Origin of the sequence: Desulfuromonas sp. CSMB_57 (assembly GCF_020194955.2) — a bacterium.
In the GTDB taxonomy this organism is placed as follows: domain Bacteria; phylum Desulfobacterota; class Desulfuromonadia; order Desulfuromonadales; family Syntrophotaleaceae; genus JAFCIY02.
This window is the reverse complement of the sequence record NZ_JAFCIY020000018.1, coordinates 1-24691: the sequence shown is the minus strand read 5'-3', so window position 1 is coordinate 24691 and position 24691 is coordinate 1. Positions and strand designations below refer to the sequence as shown.

24 protein-coding genes and 2 tRNA genes are annotated in these 24691 nt (G+C 61.1%); 13 read left to right on the top strand and 13 right to left on the bottom strand.

Going from position 1 to position 24691, the window contains the following annotated elements; translation table 11 throughout:
• Positions 1–53: 53 nt before the first annotated feature.
• The 7 genes from JQN68_RS04380 to JQN68_RS04350 all read right to left on the bottom strand — a co-directional run bounded on the left by JQN68_RS04380 (position 54) and on the right by JQN68_RS04350 (position 5864).
• Positions 54–131 (bottom strand) — tRNA-Glu (locus JQN68_RS04380).
• A 4-nt stretch (positions 132–135) separates the two neighbouring features.
• A tRNA-Lys gene (locus JQN68_RS04375) sits at positions 136–211 on the bottom strand.
• Positions 212–328: 117 nt separating this feature from the next.
• Positions 329–1639, bottom strand: a complete 1311-nt coding sequence (locus JQN68_RS04370; protein ID WP_225073329.1) for an adenylosuccinate synthase — start codon at positions 1637–1639, stop codon at positions 329–331.
• 23 nt (positions 1640–1662) lie between these two features.
• On the bottom strand, positions 1663–2949 hold the full coding sequence (locus tag JQN68_RS04365; protein WP_225073328.1) for an ATP phosphoribosyltransferase regulatory subunit: 1287 nt from the start codon (positions 2947–2949) through the stop codon (positions 1663–1665).
• A gap of 223 nt (positions 2950–3172) precedes the next feature.
• Positions 3173–3373, bottom strand: a complete 201-nt coding sequence (locus JQN68_RS04360) for a cold-shock protein (protein WP_225073327.1) — start codon at positions 3371–3373, stop codon at positions 3173–3175.
• Positions 3374–3764: 391 nt separating this feature from the next.
• Positions 3765–5258, bottom strand: a complete 1494-nt coding sequence (locus JQN68_RS04355; protein WP_225073326.1) for a leucyl aminopeptidase — start codon at positions 5256–5258, stop codon at positions 3765–3767.
• A gap of 249 nt (positions 5259–5507) precedes the next feature.
• Positions 5508–5864 (bottom strand): DUF4870 domain-containing protein, encoded by a 357-nt coding sequence (locus JQN68_RS04350; RefSeq protein ID WP_225073325.1) that lies wholly within the window; start codon positions 5862–5864, stop codon positions 5508–5510.
• 357 nt (positions 5865–6221) lie between these two features.
• Here JQN68_RS04350 and JQN68_RS04345 point away from each other — a divergent pair, with 357 nt between their 5' ends.
• Entirely contained in the window at positions 6222–6689 is a 468-nt protein-coding gene (locus JQN68_RS04345) for a YbhB/YbcL family Raf kinase inhibitor-like protein (RefSeq protein ID WP_225073324.1), read from the top strand.
• A gap of 46 nt (positions 6690–6735) precedes the next feature.
• On the opposite strand, the gene JQN68_RS04340 is transcribed toward JQN68_RS04345, so the two are convergent.
• The 3 genes from JQN68_RS04340 to JQN68_RS04330 form a co-directional block, all read right to left on the bottom strand.
• Positions 6736–7374: a nucleoside deaminase gene (locus JQN68_RS04340; protein ID WP_225073323.1), complete on the bottom strand. Its 639-nt coding sequence runs from the start codon at positions 7372–7374 to the stop codon at positions 6736–6738.
• Positions 7375–7389: 15 nt separating this feature from the next.
• Entirely contained in the window at positions 7390–7773 is a 384-nt protein-coding gene (locus JQN68_RS04335) for a molybdenum cofactor biosynthesis protein MoaE (RefSeq protein ID WP_225073322.1), read from the bottom strand.
• 200 nt (positions 7774–7973) lie between these two features.
• A complete protein-coding gene (locus JQN68_RS04330; protein WP_225073321.1) occupies positions 7974–9674 on the bottom strand; it encodes an FAD-dependent oxidoreductase in 1701 nt (566 codons plus the stop codon).
• 307 nt (positions 9675–9981) lie between these two features.
• Here JQN68_RS04330 and JQN68_RS04325 point away from each other — a divergent pair, with 307 nt between their 5' ends.
• From JQN68_RS04325 to fusA, 3 genes are read left to right on the top strand one after another with little or no spacing between them, the layout of a single operon-like run.
• A complete protein-coding gene (locus JQN68_RS04325) occupies positions 9982–10821 on the top strand; it encodes a GPMC system MBL fold metallohydrolase (protein ID WP_225073320.1) in 840 nt (279 codons plus the stop codon).
• A gap of 24 nt (positions 10822–10845) precedes the next feature.
• Positions 10846–12675: a TIGR04442 family protein gene (locus tag JQN68_RS04320; protein ID WP_225073319.1), complete on the top strand. Its 1830-nt coding sequence runs from the start codon at positions 10846–10848 to the stop codon at positions 12673–12675.
• A 54-nt stretch (positions 12676–12729) separates the two neighbouring features.
• Positions 12730–14802 (top strand): elongation factor G, encoded by a 2073-nt coding sequence (gene fusA / locus JQN68_RS04315; protein WP_225073318.1) that lies wholly within the window; start codon positions 12730–12732, stop codon positions 14800–14802.
• An 84-nt stretch (positions 14803–14886) separates the two neighbouring features.
• Here fusA and JQN68_RS04310 read toward each other — a convergent pair whose 3' ends face one another.
• Complete coding sequence (locus tag JQN68_RS04310; RefSeq protein WP_225073317.1) at positions 14887–15258, bottom strand: hypothetical protein; 372 nt, start codon at positions 15256–15258, stop codon at positions 14887–14889.
• 337 nt (positions 15259–15595) lie between these two features.
• Here JQN68_RS04310 and JQN68_RS04305 point away from each other — a divergent pair, with 337 nt between their 5' ends.
• The 9 genes from JQN68_RS04305 (at position 15596) to JQN68_RS04265 (ending at position 23264) form a co-directional block, all read left to right on the top strand.
• Positions 15596–17575, top strand: coding sequence for a TonB-dependent receptor plug domain-containing protein (locus JQN68_RS04305; protein ID WP_225073316.1), 1980 nt, complete (start codon positions 15596–15598; stop codon positions 17573–17575).
• Positions 17576–17578: 3 nt separating this feature from the next.
• The gene (locus JQN68_RS04300; RefSeq protein WP_225073315.1) at positions 17579–18958 is read left to right on the top strand and encodes an ABC transporter ATP-binding protein; all 1380 of its coding nucleotides are present in this window, start codon (positions 17579–17581) and stop codon (positions 18956–18958) included.
• Positions 18945–19637: an energy-coupling factor transporter transmembrane component T family protein gene (locus JQN68_RS04295; RefSeq protein WP_225073314.1), complete on the top strand. Its 693-nt coding sequence runs from the start codon at positions 18945–18947 to the stop codon at positions 19635–19637. Before JQN68_RS04300 ends, JQN68_RS04295 begins: the two co-directional genes overlap by 14 nt.
• Before the next feature lie 72 nt (positions 19638–19709).
• Positions 19710–20264, top strand: a complete 555-nt coding sequence (locus tag JQN68_RS04290; protein ID WP_225073313.1) for a hypothetical protein — start codon at positions 19710–19712, stop codon at positions 20262–20264.
• 54 nt (positions 20265–20318) lie between these two features.
• The gene (locus JQN68_RS04285) at positions 20319–21059 is read left to right on the top strand and encodes a hypothetical protein (protein WP_225073312.1); all 741 of its coding nucleotides are present in this window, start codon (positions 20319–20321) and stop codon (positions 21057–21059) included.
• 14 nt (positions 21060–21073) lie between these two features.
• Complete coding sequence (locus JQN68_RS04280; protein ID WP_225073311.1) at positions 21074–21280, top strand: hypothetical protein; 207 nt, start codon at positions 21074–21076, stop codon at positions 21278–21280.
• A gap of 93 nt (positions 21281–21373) precedes the next feature.
• Positions 21374–22078 carry a MotA/TolQ/ExbB proton channel family protein gene (locus JQN68_RS04275; RefSeq protein WP_249621026.1) on the top strand — a complete coding sequence of 235 codons (705 nt, stop codon included), beginning with the start codon at positions 21374–21376 and terminating at the stop codon, positions 22076–22078.
• A complete protein-coding gene (locus JQN68_RS04270; RefSeq protein ID WP_225073309.1) occupies positions 22078–22479 on the top strand; it encodes an ExbD/TolR family protein in 402 nt (133 codons plus the stop codon). The genes JQN68_RS04275 and JQN68_RS04270 overlap by 1 nt, the downstream gene beginning before the upstream one ends.
• Positions 22476–23264 (top strand): energy transducer TonB, encoded by a 789-nt coding sequence (locus JQN68_RS04265; protein WP_225073308.1) that lies wholly within the window; start codon positions 22476–22478, stop codon positions 23262–23264. The genes JQN68_RS04270 and JQN68_RS04265 overlap by 4 nt, the downstream gene beginning before the upstream one ends.
• 84 nt (positions 23265–23348) lie before the next feature.
• On the opposite strand, the gene JQN68_RS04260 is transcribed toward JQN68_RS04265, so the two are convergent.
• Both JQN68_RS04260 and JQN68_RS04255 read right to left on the bottom strand, forming a co-directional pair.
• Complete coding sequence (locus JQN68_RS04260; protein ID WP_225073307.1) at positions 23349–23558, bottom strand: hypothetical protein; 210 nt, start codon at positions 23556–23558, stop codon at positions 23349–23351.
• A 90-nt stretch (positions 23559–23648) separates the two neighbouring features.
• A complete protein-coding gene (locus tag JQN68_RS04255; protein WP_225073306.1) occupies positions 23649–24455 on the bottom strand; it encodes an amino acid kinase family protein in 807 nt (268 codons plus the stop codon).
• Positions 24456–24691: the final 236 nt, after the last annotated feature.

Below are 24691 nucleotides of genomic sequence, written 5' to 3'. Positions count from 1 at the left end.
TGAAATGAAACGAAAACAGCCCATCACCGGTGAGATGATGGGCTGTTGACATGTGGCGTCCCCAGGGGGATTCGAACCCCCGTCGCCGGCGTGAAAGGCCGGTGTCCTAGGCCGGGCTAGACGATAGGGACTTAATGGTGAGCCGCGTTGGAATCGAACCAACGACCATCTGATTAAAAGTCAGATGCTCTACCAGCTGAGCTAGCGGCTCACTGTCTCCGTGACGGAGAGCACTTTATACTGGATTCGCTTCGCTCAGTCAACCCTTTTTTGCTATTTTTTTTTCGGGGTTGGCTTTTGTTGGCGTTCTCAGCCGGTGCGTGCTTTTCTAACCGATCCGCCGGCATTTGTCAAACGGATTTTTCACCTGGATGGTTTGGTCGCGACGCGGGCCGATGGATACCAGCACCACCGGGCAGCCCGTGACCTCCTCCAGCTTGGCCAGATAGGCCCGGGCCTTGGCCGGCAGTTCCTCAAAAGAGGTGGCTGCGCCGAGATCGGTTTTCCAGCCGTCCACTTGCTCGTAGACCGGCTTGCATTCCTGCAGCACCTCGGGATCCTGCGGGAACTCCTCGAGCAACTGACCCTGATATGTATAGGCGGTGCAGATGAAAATGGTATCGAGGTCGTTGAGCACATCCATCTTGGTTACGGCCAGTCCGGTCATGCCGCTGACCTGTACGGCTTCGCGCAGGGCCACGGCGTCAAACCAGCCGGTGCGGCGCGGCCGCCCGGTGGTGGCGCCGAACTCGTGTCCGATGCGGCGCAGGGTTTCCCCCATTTCGTCATGCAATTCCGTCGGGAAGGGCCCTTCGCCCACCCGGGTGGTATAGGCCTTGACGATGCCGATGACTTCGTCGATGAAGCGCGGGCCGACGCCGGCACCGGTGCAGGCGCCGCCGGCTACCGTGGACGACGAGGTCACGTACGGATAGGTGCCGTGATCGATGTCCAGCAGGGTGCCCTGGGCGCCTTCGAAGAGAATGTTGCGACCTGCCTTGATGCTGTCGTTGAGCAGGGTCGAGGCGCGGCCGACGTACTTTTCCATCTCCCTGGCGTAGGCGTTGTATTCATCCAGAATAACCTGTTCGTCCAGGGGCGGCACACCCAGATATTTTTCCAGGTAGAAATTCTTCTCCGGCAGGAATTCACGGACCTTGCGGGCAAAATTCCGAGGATGGATCAGGTCCATGACGCGGATGCCGCGACGTGCCACCTTGTCCTCATAGGTGGGTCCGATGCCGCGGCCGGTAGTGCCGATGCGTCGGGCGCCGGATTTTTGTTCCCGGGCGATGTCGATGGCCTTGTGGTAGGGCATGATGATGTGGGCGTTGCCGTCGACCACCAGTTGTCGATCGTCCGTCAGGTAGCCCTTTTTTTTCAATTCGTGGATCTCTTCGAGGAACACCTTGGGGTCGATGACCACGCCGTTGCCGATGACGCAACGTTTGCCGCTGTGCAGGATGCCCGAAGGGATCAGGTGCAGAACGGTGGTTTCGTCGCCGACCACCAGGGTGTGACCGGCATTGTTGCCGCCCTGAAAGCGCACCACGTCGTTGGCATATTCGGTGTACAGGTCAACGACCTTGCCTTTGCCTTCATCGCCCCATTGGGCCCCCACGATTACTACGTTTGCCATCTTGGTATGTCTCCTGATCGAAATTACAGGCGGAAATCGCCGACAGAGACCGCCTGGTAGGAAGTCTCCTGCTCGACGCCGTCGGTGGTCCGTATCGCCCGGACCGGCTGATCCTCGCCGGCTACAACCAGCAGCCAGCGATAATGCATCTTCCGGGCATAGGCCAGGCTGTCCGCCAGGGGCCGCTCCAGCATGTCGCGGGCGGCGGAGAGTCCCTGTTCGCGCAGGGCGCGGGCCAGGCACTGGGCACAGCGCTTGTCCGGTCCGCTTTGCAGGATCAGCACATCGATATGGGATACGGCCCGTTGCTCCAATTCGCGATCCAGGGCCGTGAGCAGGTGCAGCAGATTGAAGGCGAACCCGGTTGCCGGCGCCGGATATCCGTAGCGGGCGGTCAGGTTGTCATAGCGTCCTCCCGAGCAGACCGCCGCACCCAGACCGCTGAGAAAGCCCTGGAAAGTCACACCGGTATGGTAATCGAGGCCGCGCAGTTCGCCCAAATCAAAGGTGACATGCTCCTCGACGCCGTACACCTCGAGGACCTTGAGAATGTCGTGCAGGTTTTCCAGGGCCCGCCGGGAGCGGTCGTTGGCGACGATGGCCGCCGCCCGATCCAGCACTTCGCGGCCGCCGAACAGCCGCGGCAGGGCCATGACCTCGCGGCGGCTGGCGTCGCTGATGGCCAGTTCGGCCAGCAGATTGGCAAGAGTCGAGCTGTCCTTGCGGGCAATGGCGTCCTGGACCGCTCGGGCCTGGGCGTGGTTCAGGGGCAGGTCGGCCATGACACCGCGGAAAAATTCCACCTGGCCGATGTCGATGGTGAATTCACCGGCACCCAAGGCTTGCAGGCCTTCGATGGCCATGGCCACCATTTCGGCGTCGGCTTCCGGGCTTGCCAGTCCAATGAGCTCCACCCCCGACTGATAGATTTCCCGGTCCTTGCCGGCCTGCTGTTCCGTGTGCCGCAACACCCGGCCGCTATAGCACAGGCGCAGGGGCAGGGGTGCCTTGTTCATGCGGGTGGCAACGATGCGGGCCACCTGGGGCGTCATGTCCGGGGTAATGGCAACCAGTTGGCCGTTCTGGCGGTCGTCAAAACGAAAGGTGCGATGCCGCAGTCCTTCGCCCAGGCCTCGTTCCAGCACCTCCAGATATTCCAGGGAAGGGGGCAGGATGGGGCGAAAGGCCCAACGGGAAAAAACCTCTTCCAGGGTGTGTTTCAGGTAAGCGATCTTGGCGGCCTTGGCCGGCAGAAAGTCCTTGACGCCGCGCGGGAGCAGGCTCTCCGGGATAGCGGTCGGATCGGTCATGAAATGCAGGGTTCCTTTCTGAAGGGACAAGGAGGCTGTGCCGCACCTTTGTCCCGATTTACGCCAACTGCCGACATTAGCAACACCCCCTTGGAAAGTCAAGCTGCAGGGCGGAAAAACCGCTGAAGAAGGGGGGTTGCGGGCACAAAAAAGCTCCGCGTACCGGCACGCGGAGCTTTGAAAAGTCGAGGATCGCCGTCCGGTTCGGCTGCGCAGCGCCGAACTACAGCTTGGCGACGTTGGTCGCCTGCGGTCCTTTCTGGCCCGTCACGACCTCGAAACGGACCCGCTGGCCTTCCGCCAGGGAGCGGAAGCCGTCCGCCTGGATGGCCGAATAGTGGACGAAGACGTCCGGACCGTTGTCCTGAGTAATGAAACCATAACCTTTGCTGTCATTGAACCATTTTACCGTGCCTTCCATCATGCCTGCCTACTCCTTCCGCTCCAGGGACGAGACTCCAGGACCTGATGCGAATTCCGTTTTGCGCGGCGCCCCCAGGTCCCCATCGGGTGCCACGGCCCGGCCTGTGCCGGGTTGGCCGGCCATCCGACCCTTCGGACGGCAACATTCAACCAGATAGCACAGAGGTGCAGGATGCGCAAATGGACAGGATCAAATTTTTTCGAGGAAGCCCGGAATAAATTCTGGAAAGTGCGATGAGCAACTGTTCAAGACAGGGGCTCGGGGCGCCCTCCCCAAGGGTGTCTGACGCCCGGATGGCAACCGTCAAGCCCCATGGATGGGTTCATGAGGCCCTTGGGGTGGGCGGCGCGAGACCCTGCTCCACGACGCTGTATGGTTACCGCAATGCCAACTAACCACCCGCTTCCAGATAACGGATCAACAACCGCACTCCAACCCCCGTCGCCCCCAGGGGCAGGTAACCTCCGCCCTTTTCCTCCCAGGAGGGTCCGGCGATATCCAGATGGGCCCATGGGCAACCCTCCGGCACGAATTTGCGCAGGAAGGCGGCGGCGGTGATGGTGCCCGCCGGGCGGCCGCCGGTATTCTTGACGTCCGCCACCTCACTTTTGATTTGCTCGTCGTATTCCTCCCACAGGGGCAACTGCCAGAGGCGCTCGCCGGTCTCTTCCCCGGCCTGGCGCAACCTGTCGATGAGAGCCTGGTCGGTGCCGAGGACCGCCGTGGTGTGGTTACCCAAGGCGATGATGCAGGCGCCGGTCAGGGTTGCCAGATCGATGACGGCCCGGGGCGCGAAGCGTGCCGCGTAGGTCAGGGCGTCGGCCAGAATCAGCCGGCCTTCGGCATCGGTGTTGAGCACTTCTATGGTTTTGCCGGACAGGGAGGTGAGGATGTCGCCCGGTCGGTAGGCGGTGCCGGAGGGCAGGTTTTCCACCGCCGGAATGATGCCGATCAGATTCACCGGCAGTTTCAGGCCGGCGGCGGCCGCCATGGTGCCCAATACCGCGGCGCCCCCGGCCATGTCGCTCTTCATTTCGTCCATCTTTTCGCCCGGCTTGAGGGAGAGGCCGCCGGAATCGAACACCACCGCCTTGCCGACCAACGCCAGAGGCTTTTCGCCCGGATTGCCGCCGAGATATTCCAACACGATCAGTCGCGGCTCCCGCACGCTGCCCTGGCCCACGGCCAGCAGCGCACCGCAGCCTTCGGTTTTAAGTTGCGCCCGGTCGAGCACCATACATTTCAAGCCCGCTGCAGTCGCCATCTCGGCGGCTTGAGTCGCCATGTATTCGGGGGATTTGATGTTGCCCGGCTGGTTGACCAAATCGCGGGCCATGGTGACACTCCGGCAGACTATCTGCGCGCGCCGGGCTCCTTCTGTGGCGGCGTCCTGTCGGCCGGTTTCGGCAATCAGCAACCCGACCTCCTTGAGGGTTGGCGGCAGGCGGTCGAGATTTTCGGTGAGAAAGCGATCAAAACGGTAATCGGCCAGCAACAGCCCCTCCGCCAGCGCCCGCGCCGCATCGCCGGTTTCCTCGGGCGCGGTTTCCGGTACCACCAGGCAACAATCAGTCAGACGCTGTTCCCTCAATACCGCCACGGCCAGCGCCGCGCCCTTGCGCAGGGCTTCGCCGGCCGGTTTGGCCTCGCCCAGGCCCACCAACAGGACCCGCTCCGCCGGCAGGCGCCGGCCCGCATGCAGCAGCAGTTTTTCTCCGGACCGGCCCATGAAAGCCCCAGTCTGCAGGGCCAGTGACAGGTCCCCTGCGAGACGCGTATCCAGTTCCTTGAGCAGGGGCGTTTCGCAGGCGGTCTGCCATACAGGTATAATCAGGCAGGGGGTGGCCTGCTGCAGGGGAGGCATGGCCAAAACGACGATATTCATAAGGAAATCCTTTTCTGTAAGGGTGCAAGGCCGAGAACGAAAACAATGTCCACGATTGTAATCAGCATTGGTGCGCTTGGCAATGGGGCGCCGGGCAACATCTGAAAAGGGCGCGGGGTTGGCAATGCTTCGGAATCGAAACGATGGATAAAGGTTCGCCCCCGGCGGATTTTTCCGCACAGGGGCGAAGGGAGAAGCCATTTCCCATAGGGAAAAGGCGTTCGTTGTCAGGTCGGTGGCAGGGGCCGGCTATTTGATCAGGCGCAATGTGAACGGCACCCGGTATTCCTTGCCTTCGGAGCATTTGACGGCGCCCATGATGCAGAATATCAGGTGGCAGATGGCCACGGCAAAATAGACCAGAAAGCCAATCAGAATGAAGGCCAGGATGGTTCCGGCAACCCAGGCAATCAAAGAGGTGATGGACCAATTCAGGGCTTCCTTGGCCTGGTCCAGTATGTAAGGGTTGTCTTTTTTGATGAGATAGAAGATCAGGCCGGGGATGAAGCCGAAGAAGATGGTGCCGATCCAGATCAACAGGGCCATATTTCTGGATTCCTGGTCAACGCTGTCCTGAGTGATGGCGGTTTCTTGGTTGTTTTCCATGGCTGCCCTCCATAAAGGTTAAAATAGTCGTCCAACACCATGCATGGTTCCACTGAAAATTGACACATTAAATATAAATCAGCCAACAAAGAAGCACAAGGCTTCTCGTTATATTTTGGCGAAATTTAATTTTAGTCCGAGGTGGGCCCGAAACATGTTCTTCCCCAGGCGGTTTGGGGCGGATATCCGGCCTGCATGGTTGAGATGGATTGCAGACCCTGGCGCTTGTGTTAGAAGGGAAGGAAGGTCGATTGTAAAAGGTCCAAATCATCAGCGAGGGAGGCAACGGTGAACATCAGGGTGTTCGCAACGGCATGCCTGTTCATGCTCCTGAATCTTGTGGGAAAGGAGACCATTATGGCCATGGAAATCCGCTCGACCGCATTTGCCGATGGCGGCGCAATTCCGGTTCGCTATACCTGCCAGGGTGAAAATATTTCGCCGCCCCTGTCCTGGGCGGGGATTCCCCCCGGCGCCAAGAGCCTGGTGCTCATCGTCGATGATCCCGACGCCCCCGATCCCCGGGCGCCGAAGATGACCTGGGTGCACTGGGTGCTGTTCAACTTGTCGCCCGCTGTCTCCGGCCTGTCCGAGGGGGTCGATAAACTGCCGCCCGGCACCGGAGAAGGTCTGAACGACTGGCAAAAAACCGGCTACGGCGGGCCTTGCCCGCCCATCGGGCGGCATCGCTATTTTCACAAGCTCTATGCCCTCGATATCGTTCTCGACGGACTGAAGCGGCCGACCAAGGCGCAACTGGAAGACGCCATGGTCGGCCATATTCTGGGTCAGGCGCAGCTGGTGGGCACCTATCAGAAACGCTGAGGATGGGGAAAACGGATGGAATCCATGGGTCCTGCCGGAAAGGACCCTATTTTTTGGTAAAGTTTCGCATCGAATGGTGAAACAGATCGGCGGCGATCTTCAACAATTCCGGTGAGCATTCGGCTTGGCGGAAATCGCGACCGGCGGCAAAGTCCCGCCAGAAAGGCGGCAATTGTTCCTGTCGGGCCACCATGCCGCCATGGGGATCGGGATTGAGATAGTACATGCGTTGAATGCCTGAATTGATGATACGGGTCAGGCACATGGGACAGGGTTCGGTGGAGGTGAAGAGCACCAGGTTGTCGCAGCGCCGCGGGTCGTTGACTGAGTTGCCGCCGCCCTGCTTTCGCAAACGGTCTTCGTACCGATTGAGCAGGTCCATTTCGGCATGCAGGTCACTGCGGAAATAGGGGTCGTATTGCCGGTTCCGGCCTCTTTCGACCACCTCCCCGGTGGCGGCATCGACCAGACAGGCGCCGATGCCGCCCGACCCGGCCTTGAGGCTGGTGATGGCCTCCTTGACCACGATCAGGCCGAAGACGTCATCCCGGTATTGCGGATCGGGGACATAGGCCCCGATGCGAGCTTCCAGTTCGGCAATGCGGTTTTGCAGGGGTACATCCTTGGCCCAACTGCCGGGAACCAGGGCCAACAACAGGAGCATGGTAAGGGTGAATCGTCTCATTATCCTGCGCATGTCTCAGGCCTCACAACGTTCCTTTTTGGCTACCGTTTTCATTTTCTTCAGACAGCTGATGCCATGCCGGCAGGCGGCGAAGACGTCTTCGCTGTTGGGGGAGGAAGCCGCCACCAGGGAGATGATCTCGCCGGTTTTCAGGCAGCCGACCCGGCGAATCAGCAACACATCCTCCAACTGCCAGAGACTTTTGAGGTTTTCAGCGATTTCCGCGAGTTCGGCTTCCATGTCGCCGGCGCGTCGATATTCGACCCCGGCGATTCCCGCCTGGTTGTGCGGCGTTTCCTTGACCACGGCATAATGCAGCAGCACCGAGCCGGCGGTGCTGTTGGCCAGTTGGGCATAGGTTTCTTCCGGGCGGATGGGGTTTTCGACAACTTGGATCATCGGCAGAATCCTCCTTGAGGGCGGCAAGTTGCGTTACGGGTGGTGAGTAAATCGTTGTATCGAAACAGACATAACCGTAACTAAAAAATCCGATGAAATCAATGCCTTTCGATTTCGTATACATGGCTGCGCCACCGCAGGCCCGGCAAGCCCTGCGATTCGAAAGAGGGCTTTGCCGAGCTGCGGTGTCAAGTGGTGCGTCATTTTTCCCGCCGGAAAGGCCAGGCCATGACCCCGCCTTCCAGTACCTTGACGTTGTTCCAACCGGCGGCCTGCAGCACCAGGGCCGCCTCGTAACCCCGCAGGGAAATCTTGCAGTAGCAGACGATTTCCCGGCCCTGGTCGCCGGGCAGGTCGCCGAGGCGTTGCCGCAGGTCGCCGAGGGGAATCAGCGTTTCACCGATGCCGAGACGCATGGCGTCGTACTCCTCCGGGGTGCGAACATCGAGGATGAAGGGCTTGGCGCCTGCATCCAGTCGTTGCTTGAAGTCCAGGGGATTGACGCCGTTGAGACGGCCCTTGAGCTTGTTTTCCATCAGGTGGGCGGTGGCAATGAAATGGTCGATGGCCAGGGAGAAGGGCGGCGCGTAAGGCAGATCCGCGTTGACCAAGTCGGCTACGGTAAGCCGGCCAAGGATGGCCATGGCGCCGGTGGCGATCTGTTTGCCGACGTCGCCCGGCCCGACGCACTGCACACCCAGCAGCCGGCCGCTGTCACCGTCCACCACCATCTTGGAAATGAGCAGTTTGGCGCCCATGAATTCCGGCTTGTCGAGGCTGGCGTTGACCACCGTAACGACGTTCGCGTAACCCTCCTGGCGGGCGCGGCTTTCCGACAGACCGGTGGAGCCGGCGTTGAAATCGAACACCTTGCAGATGCCGGTGTGGATGGTGCCCGGGAAGGTGGCGTTGTTGCCCAGCACGGCGTTCTCCCCGGCTACGCGGCCTTCCAGGTTGGCCAGATCGCCGAAGGGGGCCCGGGTTTTTTTTCCGGTGATGCGGTGCACCAGCTCGACGCAGTCCCCCACCGCGTAGATGTGGGGGTCGGAGGTCTGCATGTACTCATCCACCAGGATGCCGCCGGTGGTGCCGATCTCGAGGCCTGCGCCCTGGGCCAGATCGGTGTTGGGAATCACGCCGATGGCCAGTACCGCCAGTTCGCAGGGCAATTCAGTGCCGTTCTCCAGCCGCACCGCTTTCAGTTTGCCGCCTTCACCGACAAAACCGGCCAGTTTGACGTCGGTGATGACGTTGGCGGCCTTGCTGTGGACGTGGTTTTCCAGAACCTTGGCCAGCTCCCAGTCGAGGAACATGAGGATTTGCGGCAGCATTTCGATGACGGTAATGTCGATGCCTGACAGCTGCAGGGCTTCGCAGGTTTCGATGCCGATGAGGCCGCCGCCGATGACCACCGCTTTTTTAATGTTGCCTTCATCGCGAATGCGGCGCAGGAAATCCGCATCGCGCATGGACTGCAGTGTCGTGACGCCGTCCAGCTCCATGCCCGGCAAGGGCGGTTTGCGGGCCCGGGCGCCGGTGGCGATAATCAGTTTGTCGTAGGACAGCTCGTCTTCCGCGCCGCTGCGCAGGTCGCGGCAGCGTACCTTGCGTTCCGCCCGGTCGATGGCCGTCACTTCCGTTTCAGTGCGGGCCCGTATATCCTTCGTGTTCAGGAAGAAGTCGGCATCGCGCACCTCGCCGTAAGGCGTGCTGAGCAGGGCATTGCGGTTGTTGAAGAAGCCGCCGACAAAGTAGGGGTAGCCGCAGGAGGCCATGGACATCTCCGGGGCCTTCTGGATGATGGTGACTTCGGCATGGGGGGCAAGACGCTTGGCTCGCGCTGCAGCCTTGGGTCCGGCTGCGGACCCGCCAATGACGACGATACGTTGCTGGTCAGCCATGAAAATCCTCCTTGGTTCGGGCTGAAGGGGCATGAACCGCCGGTTGACCGGCTGGGTGCGGGTGGCTTCAGCGGTTCACAATATGTAAATTTCTATATATGCAATTTTTCAGATAATTGCAACCCTGATTTTTGCCCGGGGCTTCATGGTGCCGATTGGGCAATGGTGTTGGGACCAGAAATAGGGGCCCATGGCCTTTTGGCGAGCAGCGCATCGTCTTCGAAGCAGTTGCCTGACCCTCAATAAAAATGCTATGTTGCGATACTATAACCATAAAATGGGCAATGCCCGGGAGAAAGCGGAAAGCATGAGCCGGCAAACCTTGCATTTCACGTTGCTCGGCACCGGTACCAGCACCGGTGTGCCCATGCTGGGGTGCGACTGCGAGGTGTGCCGTTCCACGGATGCGCGCAACCGGCGCACCCGCTGCAGCGCTCTGCTCCGGTGGGGAGGACACTCCCTGCTCATCGATACGCCCCCGGATCTGCGCTGTCAGATGCTCCGTGAGAAGGTGACCGGAGTCGATGCCGTGCTCTACACCCATGCCCATGCCGACCATGTGCACGGTATTGACGACCTGCGAAGCTTTACCATGCGTACCCGGCAGGCCATTCCCATCTACGGCTCACCCAAAACCATCGGCCAGTTGCGACGTACCTTCCGCTATATTTTCAACGGGGAGGCCAACCCCGCCTCCCGGCCCATGCTGCAAGCCTGGGCCTTGGGTGGGCCCTTCACACTGTTCGGTTTGGCCATAACTCCCGTGCCCCTGCAGCATGGGGACGGCGAGGCTTGGGGCTATCGGTTCGGCCCCTTCGCCTACCTGACCGATTGCAGCGCCATCCCGGAGGCTTCCCGGGCCCTGTTGCAGGATCTGGATGTGCTGGTGCTGGACGGGTTGCGTTTTCGCTCCCATCCGACCCATTTCAGTATCGACCAAGCTGTCGCGGCGGCCCGTCAGTTGGGGGCGCGACGAACCCTGTTGACCCATCTCTGCCACGAGGTCGAACATGGCCGGGACAGCCGCGCTCTGCCGGCGGGTGTGGAACTGGCCTACGACGGCCAGAACGTCACCTGCAGCCATGCCGCCCGTTGCCTCGAGCCGCTCTCGGCCCATGCTTTTTCGGAGCCGGGATTGAGCCTTTAAGGGATTTTCCCCCCGGATGGGATTATGAAGCATCAGGAAATTCGCCTGCACGGGCAGATCAATCCCCACATCGAGTATTACGTCACCATCGCTGCGCTCGATGCCTTTCGCGGTACCTTCTACGAATATGCGGGAGGCGGTCTGCGCCTGTTTGCGCCGGGCAACGAACTGATTCTCGATGCCGCCAAGCTGACCCATCGCGGTAACGGCGGCTCCTTCTGCGAATATATGTTCGGCGTCGAGCAGCCTCTGGCCGATCTGGTCAAGAGCGAGGTGCGCAATCGTCTGGTGATGTTCGGGGCCACCAGTCGGGAGGACGGCTCCCTGATGTTTGCCGACGGCACCGCGGGCGAGGAGAGCTATGAGCGCATCTTCCTGGAAGGTAACGCCGTCCATAATTATTTCTTTTTCCTGTTCGGTTCCGTGACCGGACCCCTGCGAACCCAACAGGCGGAAATTCTTCAATTGGCCGGCAAAGAGCTGAAACGCAGTCCCCATGTCGGCGACGGCGACGATGCCCGGATTATCGATGAACTGCTGCCGCTGCTGGGACACCGTACCTCCCTGTACCTGATCAAGCTTATCGATCGGCGCCATCAGCAATATCGGGATGCATTTCGGGAACTGTACCTGGCCCACCGGGCGATACCGGATGCCGAATATGCCGAATTGGTAGAGCTTGCCGGTGCCCTGGGCCTGGACGCCTACCAGCAGGAACGGATTCGCATCGACGTCATGTACAAGCATCCGGACAACCGGCGCATCGTCGACGAATACCAGAGCATCCTCATTGACTGCAAGCGCCGCGGCCGCATGGACAAGGGCCAGCATGCGCGCCTGACCCGTCTCAAAACCCTGTCGGTGCGCAGCAAGATTCCCTCAGCCCTGTTTTCCGCCATGGACGAAGTTCTCAAACCGGATGATTTGGCCGGAGGGGCCGAGCCGGACAGCCTGGCGGAGACCCGTCAGATTCTGGAAGGGCTGTTTCTCCATGAACGGCAGATTGACGCCCGCGTCGATGGTGATGATCTGATCAAGCTGCTGCACGCCAAACGGCGGGCGGCGGAGAGCCGGGACTATGCCTTCGAACAGATGCTGCTGGAAACCGCCAAGACCTGCGACGAACAGGCGCGGGATGGCGGGGACGTCTTTTTGGTCGAGAATTTTTCCTGGATCATCACCTACTTCGATCGCTACGACAGCTGTTCGGAACACATCAGCCAACTGGCCTTCATGGACAAGGTGCGCTTTACGGAAGAATTGGTGCGCAGTTTGCTGAACAACAAGAAGGCCTTCGATCTGCTCGGCCCCAAACTGTTCGACGAACTGTTCTTCGACCGCATCCTGCAAAACCGCTATCTGGGCCAGTTCGGCCGCCAAAAACTGATCTGTCTGCGCCAGGGCCTGACCAGCATCGAACAGGGCCGGATGACCCTGCAGGGGCTGTTGCAGCGCCTCAACGATCTTTCGCGCCTGGAACAGCTTTACAACCGCATGCTGCAGTTGACCAAGGAGCGGGTGCGGCATTTTTACGCCCGCTACCAAACGGCCGTCGAGCGTGACCAACTGCTGCGCGAAGTGGCCCGGGAGTTGGGGCTGTCCGGCGAGGCCGAGCGTAAGTCCCTGGAAAAGCTGTTTCGACGCGTGGTGCAGAATCTGCAGATGGAGGAGATGTATCTGCACAACCTGTTGCCGCGCATCGTCGCCGGTCGCGATATGGCCTTGCGCGAAGACTTTTTAAGCAACAGCGGGCTCGACCGCTTCTATGTCGAGGAACTGGAGCGGGAATATTTTGAATACAACGGTCTCGATCTCACCCAGTTGAGCCTGCTGCGGCAGGAGTTGGCCGTCTGAAACGGATCGGGGACAGGCCGGTCCCGTCCCATTTAAAGAGTTTTTTGAGGTGTCATGAGCAAGCCTGAGCTGCAAGCCATCCGCAATATCGGCATCATCTCCCATATCGATGCCGGCAAGACGACCGTCTCCGAACGCCTGCTCTACTACACCGGCGAAAGCCACAAACTGGGCGAGGTGCACGACGGTACGGCCATCATGGACTGGATGGAGCAGGAGCAGGAGCGCGGCATCACCATTACCGCCACCACCACCACCTGCCGCTGGCGGGAAGCCTGGATCAATCTGGTCGATACGCCGGGCCATATCGATTTCACCATCGAGGTGGAGCGTTCCCTGCGGGTGCTGGACGGGGCGGTGGTCATCTTCAGCGCTGTCGAGGGGGTTCAGTCCCAAAGCGAATCGGTGTGGCGCCAGGCGGATCGCTACCGGGTGCCGCGCATCTGTCTGATCAACAAGCTCGATCGGATCGGCGCCGACCCTGAGCGGGTGCTGGAGCAGATGGCCCGGCGATTGGCGGCCCGGCCGGTGCTGCTGCAGATTCCCGTCGGGCGCGAGGCGGCTTTTTCCGGGGTTATCGATGTGCTGGAGGAACGGCTGCTGACCTTTGTCGAGCAGGATCTGGGGGCGACCGTGGCCGTCGGTCCGGTACCCGCGGAACTTGAGGAGGAGGTACGCCTGGCGCGGGAGCGGGTGGTGGAGGCGGCGGCCGATTTCGACGAGACCATTCTGGCTGATTTTCTCGACAGCCGGCCGGTCTCCTCGGAACGCCTGCGTAGCGCCCTGCGACGCGGCGTGCTGGCCTGCCAACTCTGTCCGGTACTGCTTGGTTCAGCCCTGCGCAACAAGGGCATGCAGCCCCTGCTGGACGCCATTGTCGACTATCTGCCGTCCCCTCTGGAGGTGCCGCCGGTTCCGGCGCAGCGCCTGGGCGAAGCGGCAGCAGAGCCCCTGGTGTTACCCTGCGAACCGCGCGGGCCCCTCTGCGCCCTGGCCTTCAAGGTGCTCTCCGACGAGGGCCGCAAGCTGACTTACCTGCGCGTCTATTCCGGCACCCTGCGCATCGGCGACGAACTCTTCAATGGCAGTCGCGGCGTACCGGAAAAATTGGCCCGGCTGTTCCGCATGCATGCCCACCGTCGAGAGCGCATCGATGAGGCGGTGGCCGGCGATATCGTTGCCGCCGTCGGCCTCAAGCACGCCCTGACCGGGGATACCCTGTGCCGGGCCGAGCTGCCCCTGGTGTTGTCCGGCCTGACCGTGCCTGACCCGGTGGTGTCCCTGGCCGTGGAACCGCGTCGGATCGAGGATCGCGAACGATTGCCCGCGGCCCTGGAGAAGCTGCAATGGGAGGACCCGACCTTCCGGGTGCGCGAAGATCGGGAGACCGGCCAGACCATCCTGGCCGGCATGGGACAGCTGCATCTGGAAATTATCGTCGACCGGTTACGGCGCGAATTCGGGGTCGAAGTGCAGACCGGGCGGCCGCAGGTGGTTTATTGCGAAACGGTACTGGAAGCGGCCGACCACCGGGAGGTATTCCATCGCGAAGCCGATGGCCGCATCCAGCATGGGGAAATCGGCCTGCGCCTGCAACCGTTGCCACGCGGTTCCGGGGTGCGCCTGCAGTTGCCGGAGGCCGAGGCGGGGAGCCTGCCCCCGGAATTGCGGACCGCCCTGGCCGAAAGCCTGTCCCGGGCCTGCGCCGCCGGAGCCGGCAGCGGCTATCCCCTGACGGATGTCGAGGTCCGGGTGCCGGCGGCCCCCTTCGAGCCGGGCATGACCACCGAGGTCGGTGTGCGCGCGGCGGCGCAACGCTGTCTGTCCCTGGCCGTCGTGCAGGCCAAGCCGGTGTTGCTGGAGCCGGTCATGGCCCTGGAGTTGTTGGTGCCGGCCGAGGCCGCCGGGCGCGTCATCGGCTCCCTGCCGCAAAAGCGCGGTCGGGTGGAAGGCCTGGAAACCCGGCCCGACATCGAGGTGATTCGCGCCACGGTGCCCTTGTCGGAAATGTTCGACTACATGACCGAACTGCGCAGCAGCACCGCCGGTCGCGGCACCTTCACCATGGAATTTTCCCACTACGATCCGGCGCCGGAGGACGTGCAGCGTCGCTTCGGCTTGCGCTGACCGATTTTGCTCAGGGCTGTGGCTCGCTGCAGGGCAGCATCCCGCCTTCATGTTGCCGCCACTCTGCCGTCTCGCCCGGCACCGTCACGGAACGGCACCCCCTGCGTCCGGGGGTGTCAGGCCGCGCCGGTCGAGTTCCAACCGTACCTGGTTGCGTCGCGCCCGCAGGGCATCCGTGGGATCGTCGAGGCGGATACCCTGGCTGGCCCCGACGGCCACAGAGCCGCTGCCGACCCCCACCCCCACGCCCAGACCGAACCCGGTCCGGCCGCCGCGCTGTCCGGCGATGGCGTCATTGAGGGACTGGTAATATTGCACCAGTTCCGCGTTGTCCATGGTGGTGAAATCCTGCCGCAGCAGGGCGCCCGGCGAAGGCCCCCGCCCCAGGCACGCGGTGCCCAGCAGCAGCCAGGCGCAGAGCAGCAGGGCAAGTTTGCTGAACGATTTCCGTTTCATGATCATTCCTTTCCGTGCAAATCCATAGCAGACAGTGATTTCTGTCAGTCGGTGATGGCGGAGACTTCCCCTTAGCACATTTTATCAGATTCCCATGTCGACCGCTTTTCGTACCATCTTCCTTTATCCGCACAGTTTCCTTTTTTGCGAACCTGCGTAGTGCCATCCGCGAAATTATTGAACATGGCCAGGCCGTGCGTTATGTATATATGGTTCTTCGTTATATAAAAAATTTGACATCGGATTCCGGTCTTCGTTATATTCGAAAAAATATGCCGTAACAAACGGCGTTTGTTTGTGTTTGTCTGGATTAATTTTCGAATTGACGGAGGTATCAATGAAGGGAAAAAAGTGGCTCGGTTGGGGGTTGCCCTTGCTTTTGCTGGCCGGCACCGCCGGCGGGCAGGCGATGGCGGCTGACGATGGGATCTACCACTTGGGCGAAGTCGTTGTGTCCGGCGCGGAACAGGGCGTCGAGAAGGTCGGAACGACCCACATCGTGACCGCCGCGCAGATCGAGGAGCGTGGCGCCCGTACCCTGGATCAGGCTCTCTATCTGGTTCCCGGGGTGCAGGTACGCGTCGGCGGTGATGGGACGCCGCGCATCGATATCCGGGGTTTGCGTACCCGGCATGTCCGACTGCTGCTCAACGGCACTCCCTTCAATGCCACCTATGACGGGCAGTTCGATCCGGCGTTGATCTCCGTGGAAAATATTGCTGAAATCAGGGTAACGACCGGGGGCGGCTCAACCCTTTACGGACCAGGCGGCAATGCCGGGGTCATCAACATCATCACCAAAAAGGCCACCAAAGGACTGGGCGGCTCCATCGGTGGGGAGTTGGGTGAAGGCAACATGCACCTGTTTCGTGGTACCGCTGGTTACGGGTCGGATAAATTTGACGTCTTTTTGAGCGGCAGCACCTTTGAGCAGGATTATTTCCTGCTTTCTCACAAGTTCTCCACTACCGCAGATCAGCCGGACCGCGAGCGGCGCAACAGTGACCGGCGGCGTCACAACCTGTTCGCCAATGTCGGCTACTCGCCTTCCGATGCGACGTTGCTGGGCGTCACCCTGAGCTACATGCAGGGCGAGCGTGGTAAGCCTCCATTTACAATATTCGGGAATGCCGATCCCTATGCCCAGCAACGGCAGCGTTTCGAGCGGGAGGACGATGCCGAAAACTTTTCCGCCCAGTTGGCGTTCAGCCATGATTTTTCGGGTCCGTTGAGTGTCAAGGGCTGGGGCTACTTCAATAGCCTGGACGTTTTGGAAAGCAATTACGACAACTTCAATTACAACACTCTGGCTCTGAACCGGGCCTATCGCTACGACCACCAGTCCGAGATTTCTGGTTTCAATCTGCAGGGCCGCTATGATGCGGAGCGCTATGGCGCAGCGACTTTGGGATTCATGCTGGAAAACAATGATTATAGGGTCAAGGGATTTGAGGTCGGCAACGGCAACGTGCGTACCGATGTAAACGGCAATTGGGATTTCCAGCTTTACTCGGTCAATCTCGAATACGAAGTTTCGCCCCTGCCGAAGCTCGGAGTGGTTCTCGGCGTCGGTCATCACTGGCAGGATCGCTCGGAGAAAACCACCGACGATACCAGTTACCTGGTCGGTCTGACCTACCAACTCTTCGAGCCTACCCGGCTCAAATTCTCCCACTCCCGCAAGGTACGCTTCCCCACTCTGCGGGATCTGTATGATCCGCAGCGTGGCAATCCGGATCTCAAGCCCGAGGTGACCTGGCACTTTGAAGGCGGCGTCGAGCAGCAGTTGCCCGGTCGCACTCTGTTCTCGGTAACCGGTTTTTATGCCGAGGCGGAAGATTTCATCGAGCGTCCAGAGGGTTTCGACATTGTCATCAATAACGACAAATACGAATTCACGGGGGTCGAAGTAGCGGTGGAAAACACGTACTTCGACGGTCTGTGGATGCGCGCCAGTTACGATTATCTCGATACCGAAGACGCGTCGCCCGGCAGCACCCGGCCCATCCTGCAAAACCGTCCTCGACACTCTGCGACCCTCGAGGCTTCCTATCGTCTTCCCTGGTGGGGATTGTCGACCTATGGCTCCGCCAGGTGGGTGGCCAACACTTACTATAATGCACGTACTGGAAACCTGCCACAGCGGCGTTATCCGGAATACCTGTTGGTCGACTGGCGCATCAACAAGGCGGCCGCAGGGGGCGCCCTGGACCTGTATTTCGGCATCAACAATCTTCTGGATGCCAACTACGAGCAAAGCTACGGCCTGCCCCAGGCCGGCCGCATGATCTATGGTGGTGTCAACTGGAAGTTTTAGTGCATGCAGCTTGATGAACAGGCTCCGCTGCTCCGGATGCGGAAGGCTTCCTTCCGTTATCCGGACGCAGCAGAGCAGGTGCTGAAGGACGTCGACCTGGAAATAGCGCCGGGATGCTGTTATTGCCTGACCGGGCCCACCGGATCGGGCAAGACCACCCTGGCGCGGATCCTGAGCGGACTGGCTCCGGATGGAGACGGCGGGGGCGAACTGGAGTTCGCCCCCGCCGTTGCAAGCGCTGCCATGCCCGTGGGCCTGGTGCTGCAGGATCCGGATGTGCAGTTGCTGGCCTCCACGGTTGGTGCCGAGGTGGCCTTCGGCTTGGAAAATCTGGGCGTGGAACCGGCCGCCATGCCCGAGCGGGTGAGTGCGGCACTGACGGCCGTCGGCCTGGCCAAAGCCCATGACTTCCCTGTCGATAAATTGTCCATGGGGCAGAAATACCGGGTGCTGATAGCGGCGCACCTGGTCATGGAAGCGCGCCTGCTGATTCTCGACGAGCCGGGTGCCCAGCTTGATCCTGAAGGCCTGTTGCAGTTGCGGGGCTTGCTGGAGCGTTTGAAGGCTGCCGGGATCGCCGTGCTGCTGTGCGAGCATCGCCCGGAACCCCTGTTGGCGGTCATCGATGAGTTCTGGCAGCTGACCGGTGACGGCCGCCTGCAACCGGGGCGCTGGACCGGTACGGCGGTCCCGTCGGGTTCCTGGTCGGTGCCGTCCTGCGCGGGGCTTTCCGAAGCCTTGCTGCATGCCGAGGATCTGGCGTTTCAGGGCGCCGACGGCCAGGATGTTTGGTCGGGGGTGGGCCTGGAACTGCGACGCGGCGAACGTATGGTGGTCACCGGCCTCAATGGTACCGGCAAGACCACGTTGCTGCGCTGCCTGCTCGGTTTTCTGGCTCCCAGCGGCGGACAGGTCTCCATTCTGGACGGACTGCCCGAGCCGGGACGTTTGCGGGGTCGGGTCGGCCTGCTGTTTCAGAACCCGCAAAGCCAGCTGTTCGAAAATACCGTGCGCGAGGAGATCTCTTTCGCCCTCAAGCGACTTGGACTGGCGCGCTCGACCATTGCGGAACGGGTCTCACAAGTCCTGCAGGGTTTCGGCATCGAAGATCTGGCTGAGGCTTCACCCCATAAGCTGAGTTACGGTCAAAAGCACCTGGTGGCGCTGGCAGCGGTGTTGGCCCCCGGACCGGAGCTTTTGCTGCTGGACGATCCTCTGGCCGGGCTGGACGGCTATCGCAGCCAGGAGGTTCTGGAGTTGTTGGTGCGTTGGAGTGACCATCACAACATGGCGTTGATTTGGACCAGCCACGAGCCGGACCTGGAGTATCCCTGGGCCCATCGCGTCCTGCGCCTGGAAGGGGGTCGGCTTGTCGCCGCCTGATCCGTTCTCGACGATGGGCAGCCGCATGCCTGCCGCCCAAGGTCGATTGGCCCAGGGCGGGACGCGGGATGACGGCATCGGGCGGCGGATGATTGTCGTCATGGTGTTGTCCTGTCTGGCTTTTCTGGCCCGCAGGGTGGAACTGTTGCTGCTGCTTACCGGCATCAACGCCGTAGCCATTTTCTGGCTGCACCGGGGACCCTTGTCCCTGCGGCGGGAAATGCGGACTTTCGCCTGGCAGACAGCGATCATTCTGGGGCTGCATCTGTTTCGTTTTCGCACCATGGCCGGATTGTGGCTGGGCTTCAAGGTGTCCTGGCAGCTGTTCCTGGCTCTGCTGCCGGGGATGGTTTTTGCCCGAACCGCATCCCAGTCGGGTATCGTCAGGGTGTTGACCCGGGTCATGCCGGGACGGGCCGCCTTCGTACTGAGCACCTGCATGAGGTTCATTCCCCGGTTGCTGGGCGAAATCAAGAATATCTACGAAGGCCAGGTGTTGCGCGGGGCCCGCATTCTGCCACGTGACTTGGTGCGTCCCTGGCATTGGGCCGATCTGCTGCATTGCGTCGTCGTTCCGGCCGTGGTGCAGGGCATGGCGCTGGCCGGCCATATCGCGTTGGCGGCCAGGGCGCGCGGTTTTGAACGGTTTCCCCGGCGGACCTGCTGGCCCGGGGAGTAGTCGGCAGGTCGACTATCCCTACAACACGCCAATCAGTGGATGTTGCACCATTCTGAACAAGGAACCAATACCATGGCACGCCGGATCTTCAAGCCCCGTTGGCAATTACCGCACCTGTCCCTGAAAGACGCCCTGTTTATCGGCTTCTGCGCTTTGTTTGCGGTGCTGGTCAGAGTTTTCTTCCGCATCAAGCTCAGGATCAGCGGACGCTCCATGCTGCCCACGGTGTTTTTTCTCATGCTGGCCCGAGGCAGCGTATCCTATCCGTTTGCGGCTATTTTTGCCGGGCTGCTGGCGGGCAGCGCCGCCATGTTCGTGGGGTTCGCCAAGCAGGGCCCCATGGTGTTGTTGCAGTATTTCCTGGTGGCGGCGGTGATCGACGGCCTGGCCCTGCTGCTGCCGGGACGATTTCGGCATCCTGTCTGGAGCGGATTGACCGGCGCCCTGGCCGGTTTCTCCAAGTTTTTTAGCGATTACGCCAGGAATTTTCTGATCGGCATGGACGCAACCGTCAACCTTCAGCTTTCGCTTATCGAAGGTGCCGGCGCGGCCCTGTTCGGTCTGCTGGCCGGGCTGCTGCTGCCGGTGGTATTGCGACGGCTGCGGGCTTATGGGGTCATCGTCTAACTGTTAACCTGCCAACCTCAGTAAAGGGCGGCCAGCGGTCGCCGGGGAGTTCCCATGAAAGTACTGATCTGCATCGACGACACGGACAATTTGGAATCACGTGGTACCGGCGATCTGGCCGAACAACTGGCCACCGAGATTGAAGAGCGAAATTGGGGGCGCAGTGAATTCGTCACCCGCCATCAGTTGCTGGTGCATCCGGATGTGCCCTATACCTCCCATAACAGTTCCATGTGTTTTGCCGCCGAGATCGGCGAACAGTATCTGCCGGCTCTGGTGGAGCGCGCCAAGGCCTTTCTCGTGGAGGAAAGCGCCGAGGGTTCGGACCCGGGGCTGGCCGTCGCCGTTCCGGACACCCTTTCCGATACAGCGCTGTTGGTCGACTTCGGCCGGCGGGCCAAGCGGGAGGTTTTGCGCAAACAGGACGCCTATGACCTGGCCGCCGCTCAAGGCATTTATCTTTCTGAGCACGGCGGCACCGGGCACGGGGTCATCGGTGCCCTGGCCGGCATCGGCCTGCGCATGAGCGGCAATGACGGCCGCATCAAGGGCTGGCTGGAAATTCCGACTCGTGACGGCATGGCCCGGGTGGCGGATATTGTTGAGCAATTCCAGCTGGGTGGGGTACGCAGTATGGCCGGAGACCTGTTGGAGGAAAACGACCTGGTCGCAGTCGGAGAAAAGCCCAAGGCCGTCTATCTGGACGGCAAGCCCTTCCTGATGGTGTCCCCTTTGACGGATGCGGGACCGGCGCGCTGGAAGACCAGCTGTCGGCGGGAACTGAAGAAATACTGAGCAGGGAGGCACGCATGTGGGACATTGTTGAACAGGGACGGAAGCTGTTTCGTCATGGCCGGGAGGATTTCCAAGCCGCAGTGCAGGCGGCATCGGACTGTCCGGCGTTCCGGGAGGATGTGGAGGAGGAATGGGTCACGGATGAGGCCCGTTCCTGCTACAACTGCCGCTTTCGACGCTGGACGCCGGATTCGTTCCTGTGTCAGGCTGCCGCGGGCTGAGGTCCGGCCTTGGCTCGAGCAGTTCACCTCTTTTATCAGTAATATTTGGCTGCTGGACGTATCCCTTCCAGCGGCGGACAGGAATGGCATCTCATGCAGAGTTGGATTTCTTTCATGGACAAGGCCGGCCCCGTCGGCCTCATCATTGTCGGGACTTCCGTGGTTGCCCTGTTCATCGTACTGGATCGGGTTTGGACCTATCGGTGCCTGCGCATCCGCGATGCCCGTGCCATGCACCGGTTACGTAAAAGAGCCCTTGAGGGGGATTACGCCAAGGCGGCCGAAGAAGTGGCCGGAGAAACCCACCCCATGTTCATGGCCGTGGTGGAAGTGCTGGCGCGCTTGCGGGAAGGGCGCCGTCCGGCCACCCGCGCCGAGTTGGAAAAGACCATCAGCCACGTTGGCGCTCGTGAGATTCGCGTTTTGGAACGCTTTCTGCCGACCCTGTTCCTGATCAGCAATGTCGCGCCGCTGCTCGGTCTGTTTGGCACCGTCACCGGCATGATCAAGGCTTTCCAGGCCATCCAGCATCTGGGCGGCAAGGTCAATGCCTCAGTCTTGGCCGGCGGCATCTGGGAGGCTATGCTGACCACCGCACTGGGCCTGGGCGTGGCCATCCCCGCCATGGTCCTGCACAACTTTCTGCAGGGCAAGGTGCATCAGGCCGTCGACAATCTCAAAGAGGAAACCGGCCTGTTGCTGGATGCCCTGGAGGATGCCGGCTGTCTCGGCAGTGCCAGCGTGGCCCGTCTCGCCCCCGTTCCAAAATCGCCCCTGGCCGGGCAGGAGAACGGCTGATGGATATCCCGGTGCGTTCCCAGGGGACGGTGCTCAACCTGACTCCCCTGATCGACATTGTGTTTTTGTTGCTGATCTTTTTCCTCCTGACGACCCAGTTCATCGAAGAGGACGGCATCGGGGTGCGCCTGCCGACTGCCGCCAGCGCCGTGGATCGCGAACGCGATGAACTGGCCGTAGTGGTGACGGCGGAAGGCGATCTTTTTGTCGAGGGGCAGCGCCTGTCCATGACGGAGTTGGGGCCGCGTCTGCGTGATCTCATGGGGAGGGATACGACCATCGTGCTGCGGGGCGACCGGGAAGTTCACCTGCAGCAGGTGGTGTCGGTCATGGAACAGGCCAAGCTGGCCGGGGCGGCGCGCATCGTGGTGGCCACCGAGCAGGAGGTGCCGACGCCATGAACGGCCGCCAGGACCTGGCGATATTCGGCATTTCCCTCGTGTTGCACGCCATGCTGGTGCTGGCCCTGGGCGATGTCCTGACCCGGCCCGGCCGCATTCTGCAGCGCATCGAGGTCGATCTCGAGCAGATTCTTCCGCCGCCTCCGCCGCCCAAGCAGGAAGCACCGGCACCCCCGGCGCCGGAGCCGGCTCCGCCCAAACCCAAGCCGGCAAGCGTGGTCACTCCTCCTCCCAAGCCGGTTCCCAGGCCGGTTGAGCGGCCGGCAGCGCCACAACCTGTTCCGGCCCGGCCCATTATCGCGGCGCCGGAAGAGCCGGAAGGTCCGGTCACCACGGCCGTCGCCGCAGTGCCTCCCGGTACTCCGGAGGGAAAGCCGGCGGCAGGTACGGGGGTTGGCGGTGTCGAAGGCGGCGGTAGTGCCGCCGGCAGCCCGGATGGTGCGACCGCGGGGGGGCGGGTCGGAGGTCGTGGACAGGGACAGAGCGGCTCAGGCCTGCAGGGGTATCTGGCCGCGGTACGGGCGCGCATCGAAGCGGCCAAGCGTTATCCCAAGCTGGCGGAACAGCGCCGTACCCAGGGTGTGGCTTTGGTGACCTTTCGGCTCACTGCCGATGGCCGCCTGATCGGCGAGCCGCAACTGGCACGCAGCTCCGGTTCCAGTCTGCTGGATGGCGCGGCCCTGCGTGCCGTAAAACAGGCCGCGCCTTTTCCCCGCTTCCCCGGTCCCGCCCACGAGATGCCCGAAGAACCCCTATCCGTCGAACTGAACTTCATCATTCGCTGAGGTGGTTTTGGCAGACCATGCAAAACGACCCTGGAGCCTGGCTCCAGGGTCGTTCTTGCAGTTTAAATATGGTTCAGCCAAGGGTTAATCTTCATCTTCTGCGTGTTTCGGCCCTCGCGGCAATGCCACCATTTCTGCGCCGATACCCTCGGCAATGGCCTTCAATTCACTCATCCGCAGGTGTTTGCCGTAAACCTTGAGGTCGGCGTTCGCAATGGCCACGATAATGTAACGCGGTTGCTTGGCGCCGTCCGTCATTTTTTGCCGTTCCCGATAAAAGATCTTGCCGCTCATAACCAACCTCCTCGCTAGGGTGTACCGCTCTCCAATAGCGGTAGATACGATTTTATTTTACCCCGACGGTTGGCGGGAAGCAAGTCCGCTTCAGGCTTTGATCAGGGTTCCCACCCGCTCGCCGCGAATGGCTTTTTCGAGGTTGCCCGGTTTGTGGCCGTTGATGACGCGCAGTTCCTTGAGTGTGGCTGCATCCCGCAGCAGATACAACAATTTCCGTTCGAAGGCCATGTCCTCCAGGTCCATGGCGATCAGTTCGTCGGCCGTGGCCTCCTCGATGAGTTCCGCTTTGGGATTGACATGGGGGTTCTCGGTATAAAGGCCATCGACGTTTTTCAACAGAATGCAGCTTTGAGCGCCGAGCACCTCGGCCATCAAGAAGGCTCCGGTGTCGGTGCGATGGGGCGGTATCAGCCCTGTTCCGGGCGGATGCTCAAACAGCCCGTAGGGTGGAGTGCCATGAGTGACGGGCAGGGTGCCCAACCGCAGCAGGGTTGGCAGTTCAAGCAGATCGCTGCTGTGAATGCGGGACCCGCCCCATTTGGAAAGCAGCAGGGCTACCATTTCGGCGTTCTGTTCACTGATTTTGGCAGCCAGTTCGGCCAGCACGCCCGTGGGCATGCCCAGGTCGATGCCGATGTCCAGGATGTGGCGTACCCGCACTCCGCCGCCGGTAACAATGAGCATCTTGTATTTCTGCGACAGTTCCCCGATCTCCTCCATCAATGGCAACACCACGTCCCGGCCGTAATCGATGGTGCCGTGGCCGCCGATCTTGACCACGTGCAGATCCGGCACCAGGCGGATGGTCGGCACGGGTTTCCTGTTTTTCATCAGGCTCTTGCGAACCAGAGACTCCCCCTGGAGTTTGTTCTTGATTTCCTTGCGTGGGCTCATGGGTGAAATACCTCCTGATTTAATGGGGTTAGGCACCCCCGGGAATGCGATACCTATACTATATGCTTGTTTGGGAATCAAGCGAAGGTCCCTGGCGGAATACGAATTATGGGGTAGGACGGAAGGGGTGTGCGGAGGGATTTTAATCTCCTTGAAAATGTATACGTCAAAATTTCGAAATGCGTTGTGTTTTATCTTGCATAACGATATTCCATTTGCTATACAACGCAGAACTC

What these genes read in the sequence shown, in the direction of transcription:
- JQN68_RS04330 (WP_225073321.1), bottom strand. Translation starts at nt 9,674, where the DNA reads ATGGCTGACCAGCAACGTATCGTCGTCATTGGCGGGTCCGCAGCCGGA.
- JQN68_RS04260 (WP_225073307.1), bottom strand. Translation starts at nt 23,558, where the DNA reads ATGAGCGGCAAGATCTTTTATCGGGAACGGCAAAAAATGACGGACGGC.
- JQN68_RS04280 (WP_225073311.1), top strand. Translation starts at nt 21,074, where the DNA reads ATGTGGGACATTGTTGAACAGGGACGGAAGCTGTTTCGTCATGGCCGG.
- JQN68_RS04320 (WP_225073319.1), top strand. Translation starts at nt 10,846, where the DNA reads ATGAAGCATCAGGAAATTCGCCTGCACGGGCAGATCAATCCCCACATC.
- JQN68_RS04275 (WP_249621026.1), top strand. Translation starts at nt 21,374, where the DNA reads ATGCAGAGTTGGATTTCTTTCATGGACAAGGCCGGCCCCGTCGGCCTC.
- JQN68_RS04300 (WP_225073315.1), top strand. Translation starts at nt 17,579, where the DNA reads ATGCAGCTTGATGAACAGGCTCCGCTGCTCCGGATGCGGAAGGCTTCC.
- JQN68_RS04340 (WP_225073323.1), bottom strand. Translation starts at nt 7,374, where the DNA reads ATGAGACGATTCACCCTTACCATGCTCCTGTTGTTGGCCCTGGTTCCC.
- fusA (WP_225073318.1), top strand. Translation starts at nt 12,730, where the DNA reads ATGAGCAAGCCTGAGCTGCAAGCCATCCGCAATATCGGCATCATCTCC.
- JQN68_RS04310 (WP_225073317.1), bottom strand. Translation starts at nt 15,258, where the DNA reads ATGAAACGGAAATCGTTCAGCAAACTTGCCCTGCTGCTCTGCGCCTGG.
- JQN68_RS04290 (WP_225073313.1), top strand. Translation starts at nt 19,710, where the DNA reads ATGGCACGCCGGATCTTCAAGCCCCGTTGGCAATTACCGCACCTGTCC.
- JQN68_RS04345 (WP_225073324.1), top strand. Translation starts at nt 6,222, where the DNA reads ATGGCCATGGAAATCCGCTCGACCGCATTTGCCGATGGCGGCGCAATT.
- JQN68_RS04350 (WP_225073325.1), bottom strand. Translation starts at nt 5,864, where the DNA reads ATGGAAAACAACCAAGAAACCGCCATCACTCAGGACAGCGTTGACCAG.
- JQN68_RS04305 (WP_225073316.1), top strand. Translation starts at nt 15,596, where the DNA reads ATGAAGGGAAAAAAGTGGCTCGGTTGGGGGTTGCCCTTGCTTTTGCTG.
- JQN68_RS04355 (WP_225073326.1), bottom strand. Translation starts at nt 5,258, where the DNA reads ATGAATATCGTCGTTTTGGCCATGCCTCCCCTGCAGCAGGCCACCCCC.
- JQN68_RS04325 (WP_225073320.1), top strand. Translation starts at nt 9,982, where the DNA reads ATGAGCCGGCAAACCTTGCATTTCACGTTGCTCGGCACCGGTACCAGC.
- JQN68_RS04265 (WP_225073308.1), top strand. Translation starts at nt 22,476, where the DNA reads ATGAACGGCCGCCAGGACCTGGCGATATTCGGCATTTCCCTCGTGTTG.
- JQN68_RS04285 (WP_225073312.1), top strand. Translation starts at nt 20,319, where the DNA reads ATGAAAGTACTGATCTGCATCGACGACACGGACAATTTGGAATCACGT.
- JQN68_RS04255 (WP_225073306.1), bottom strand. Translation starts at nt 24,455, where the DNA reads ATGAGCCCACGCAAGGAAATCAAGAACAAACTCCAGGGGGAGTCTCTG.
- JQN68_RS04365 (WP_225073328.1), bottom strand. Translation starts at nt 2,949, where the DNA reads ATGACCGATCCGACCGCTATCCCGGAGAGCCTGCTCCCGCGCGGCGTC.
- JQN68_RS04335 (WP_225073322.1), bottom strand. Translation starts at nt 7,773, where the DNA reads ATGATCCAAGTTGTCGAAAACCCCATCCGCCCGGAAGAAACCTATGCC.
- JQN68_RS04270 (WP_225073309.1), top strand. Translation starts at nt 22,078, where the DNA reads ATGGATATCCCGGTGCGTTCCCAGGGGACGGTGCTCAACCTGACTCCC.
- JQN68_RS04360 (WP_225073327.1), bottom strand. Translation starts at nt 3,373, where the DNA reads ATGATGGAAGGCACGGTAAAATGGTTCAATGACAGCAAAGGTTATGGT.
- JQN68_RS04370 (WP_225073329.1), bottom strand. Translation starts at nt 1,639, where the DNA reads ATGGCAAACGTAGTAATCGTGGGGGCCCAATGGGGCGATGAAGGCAAA.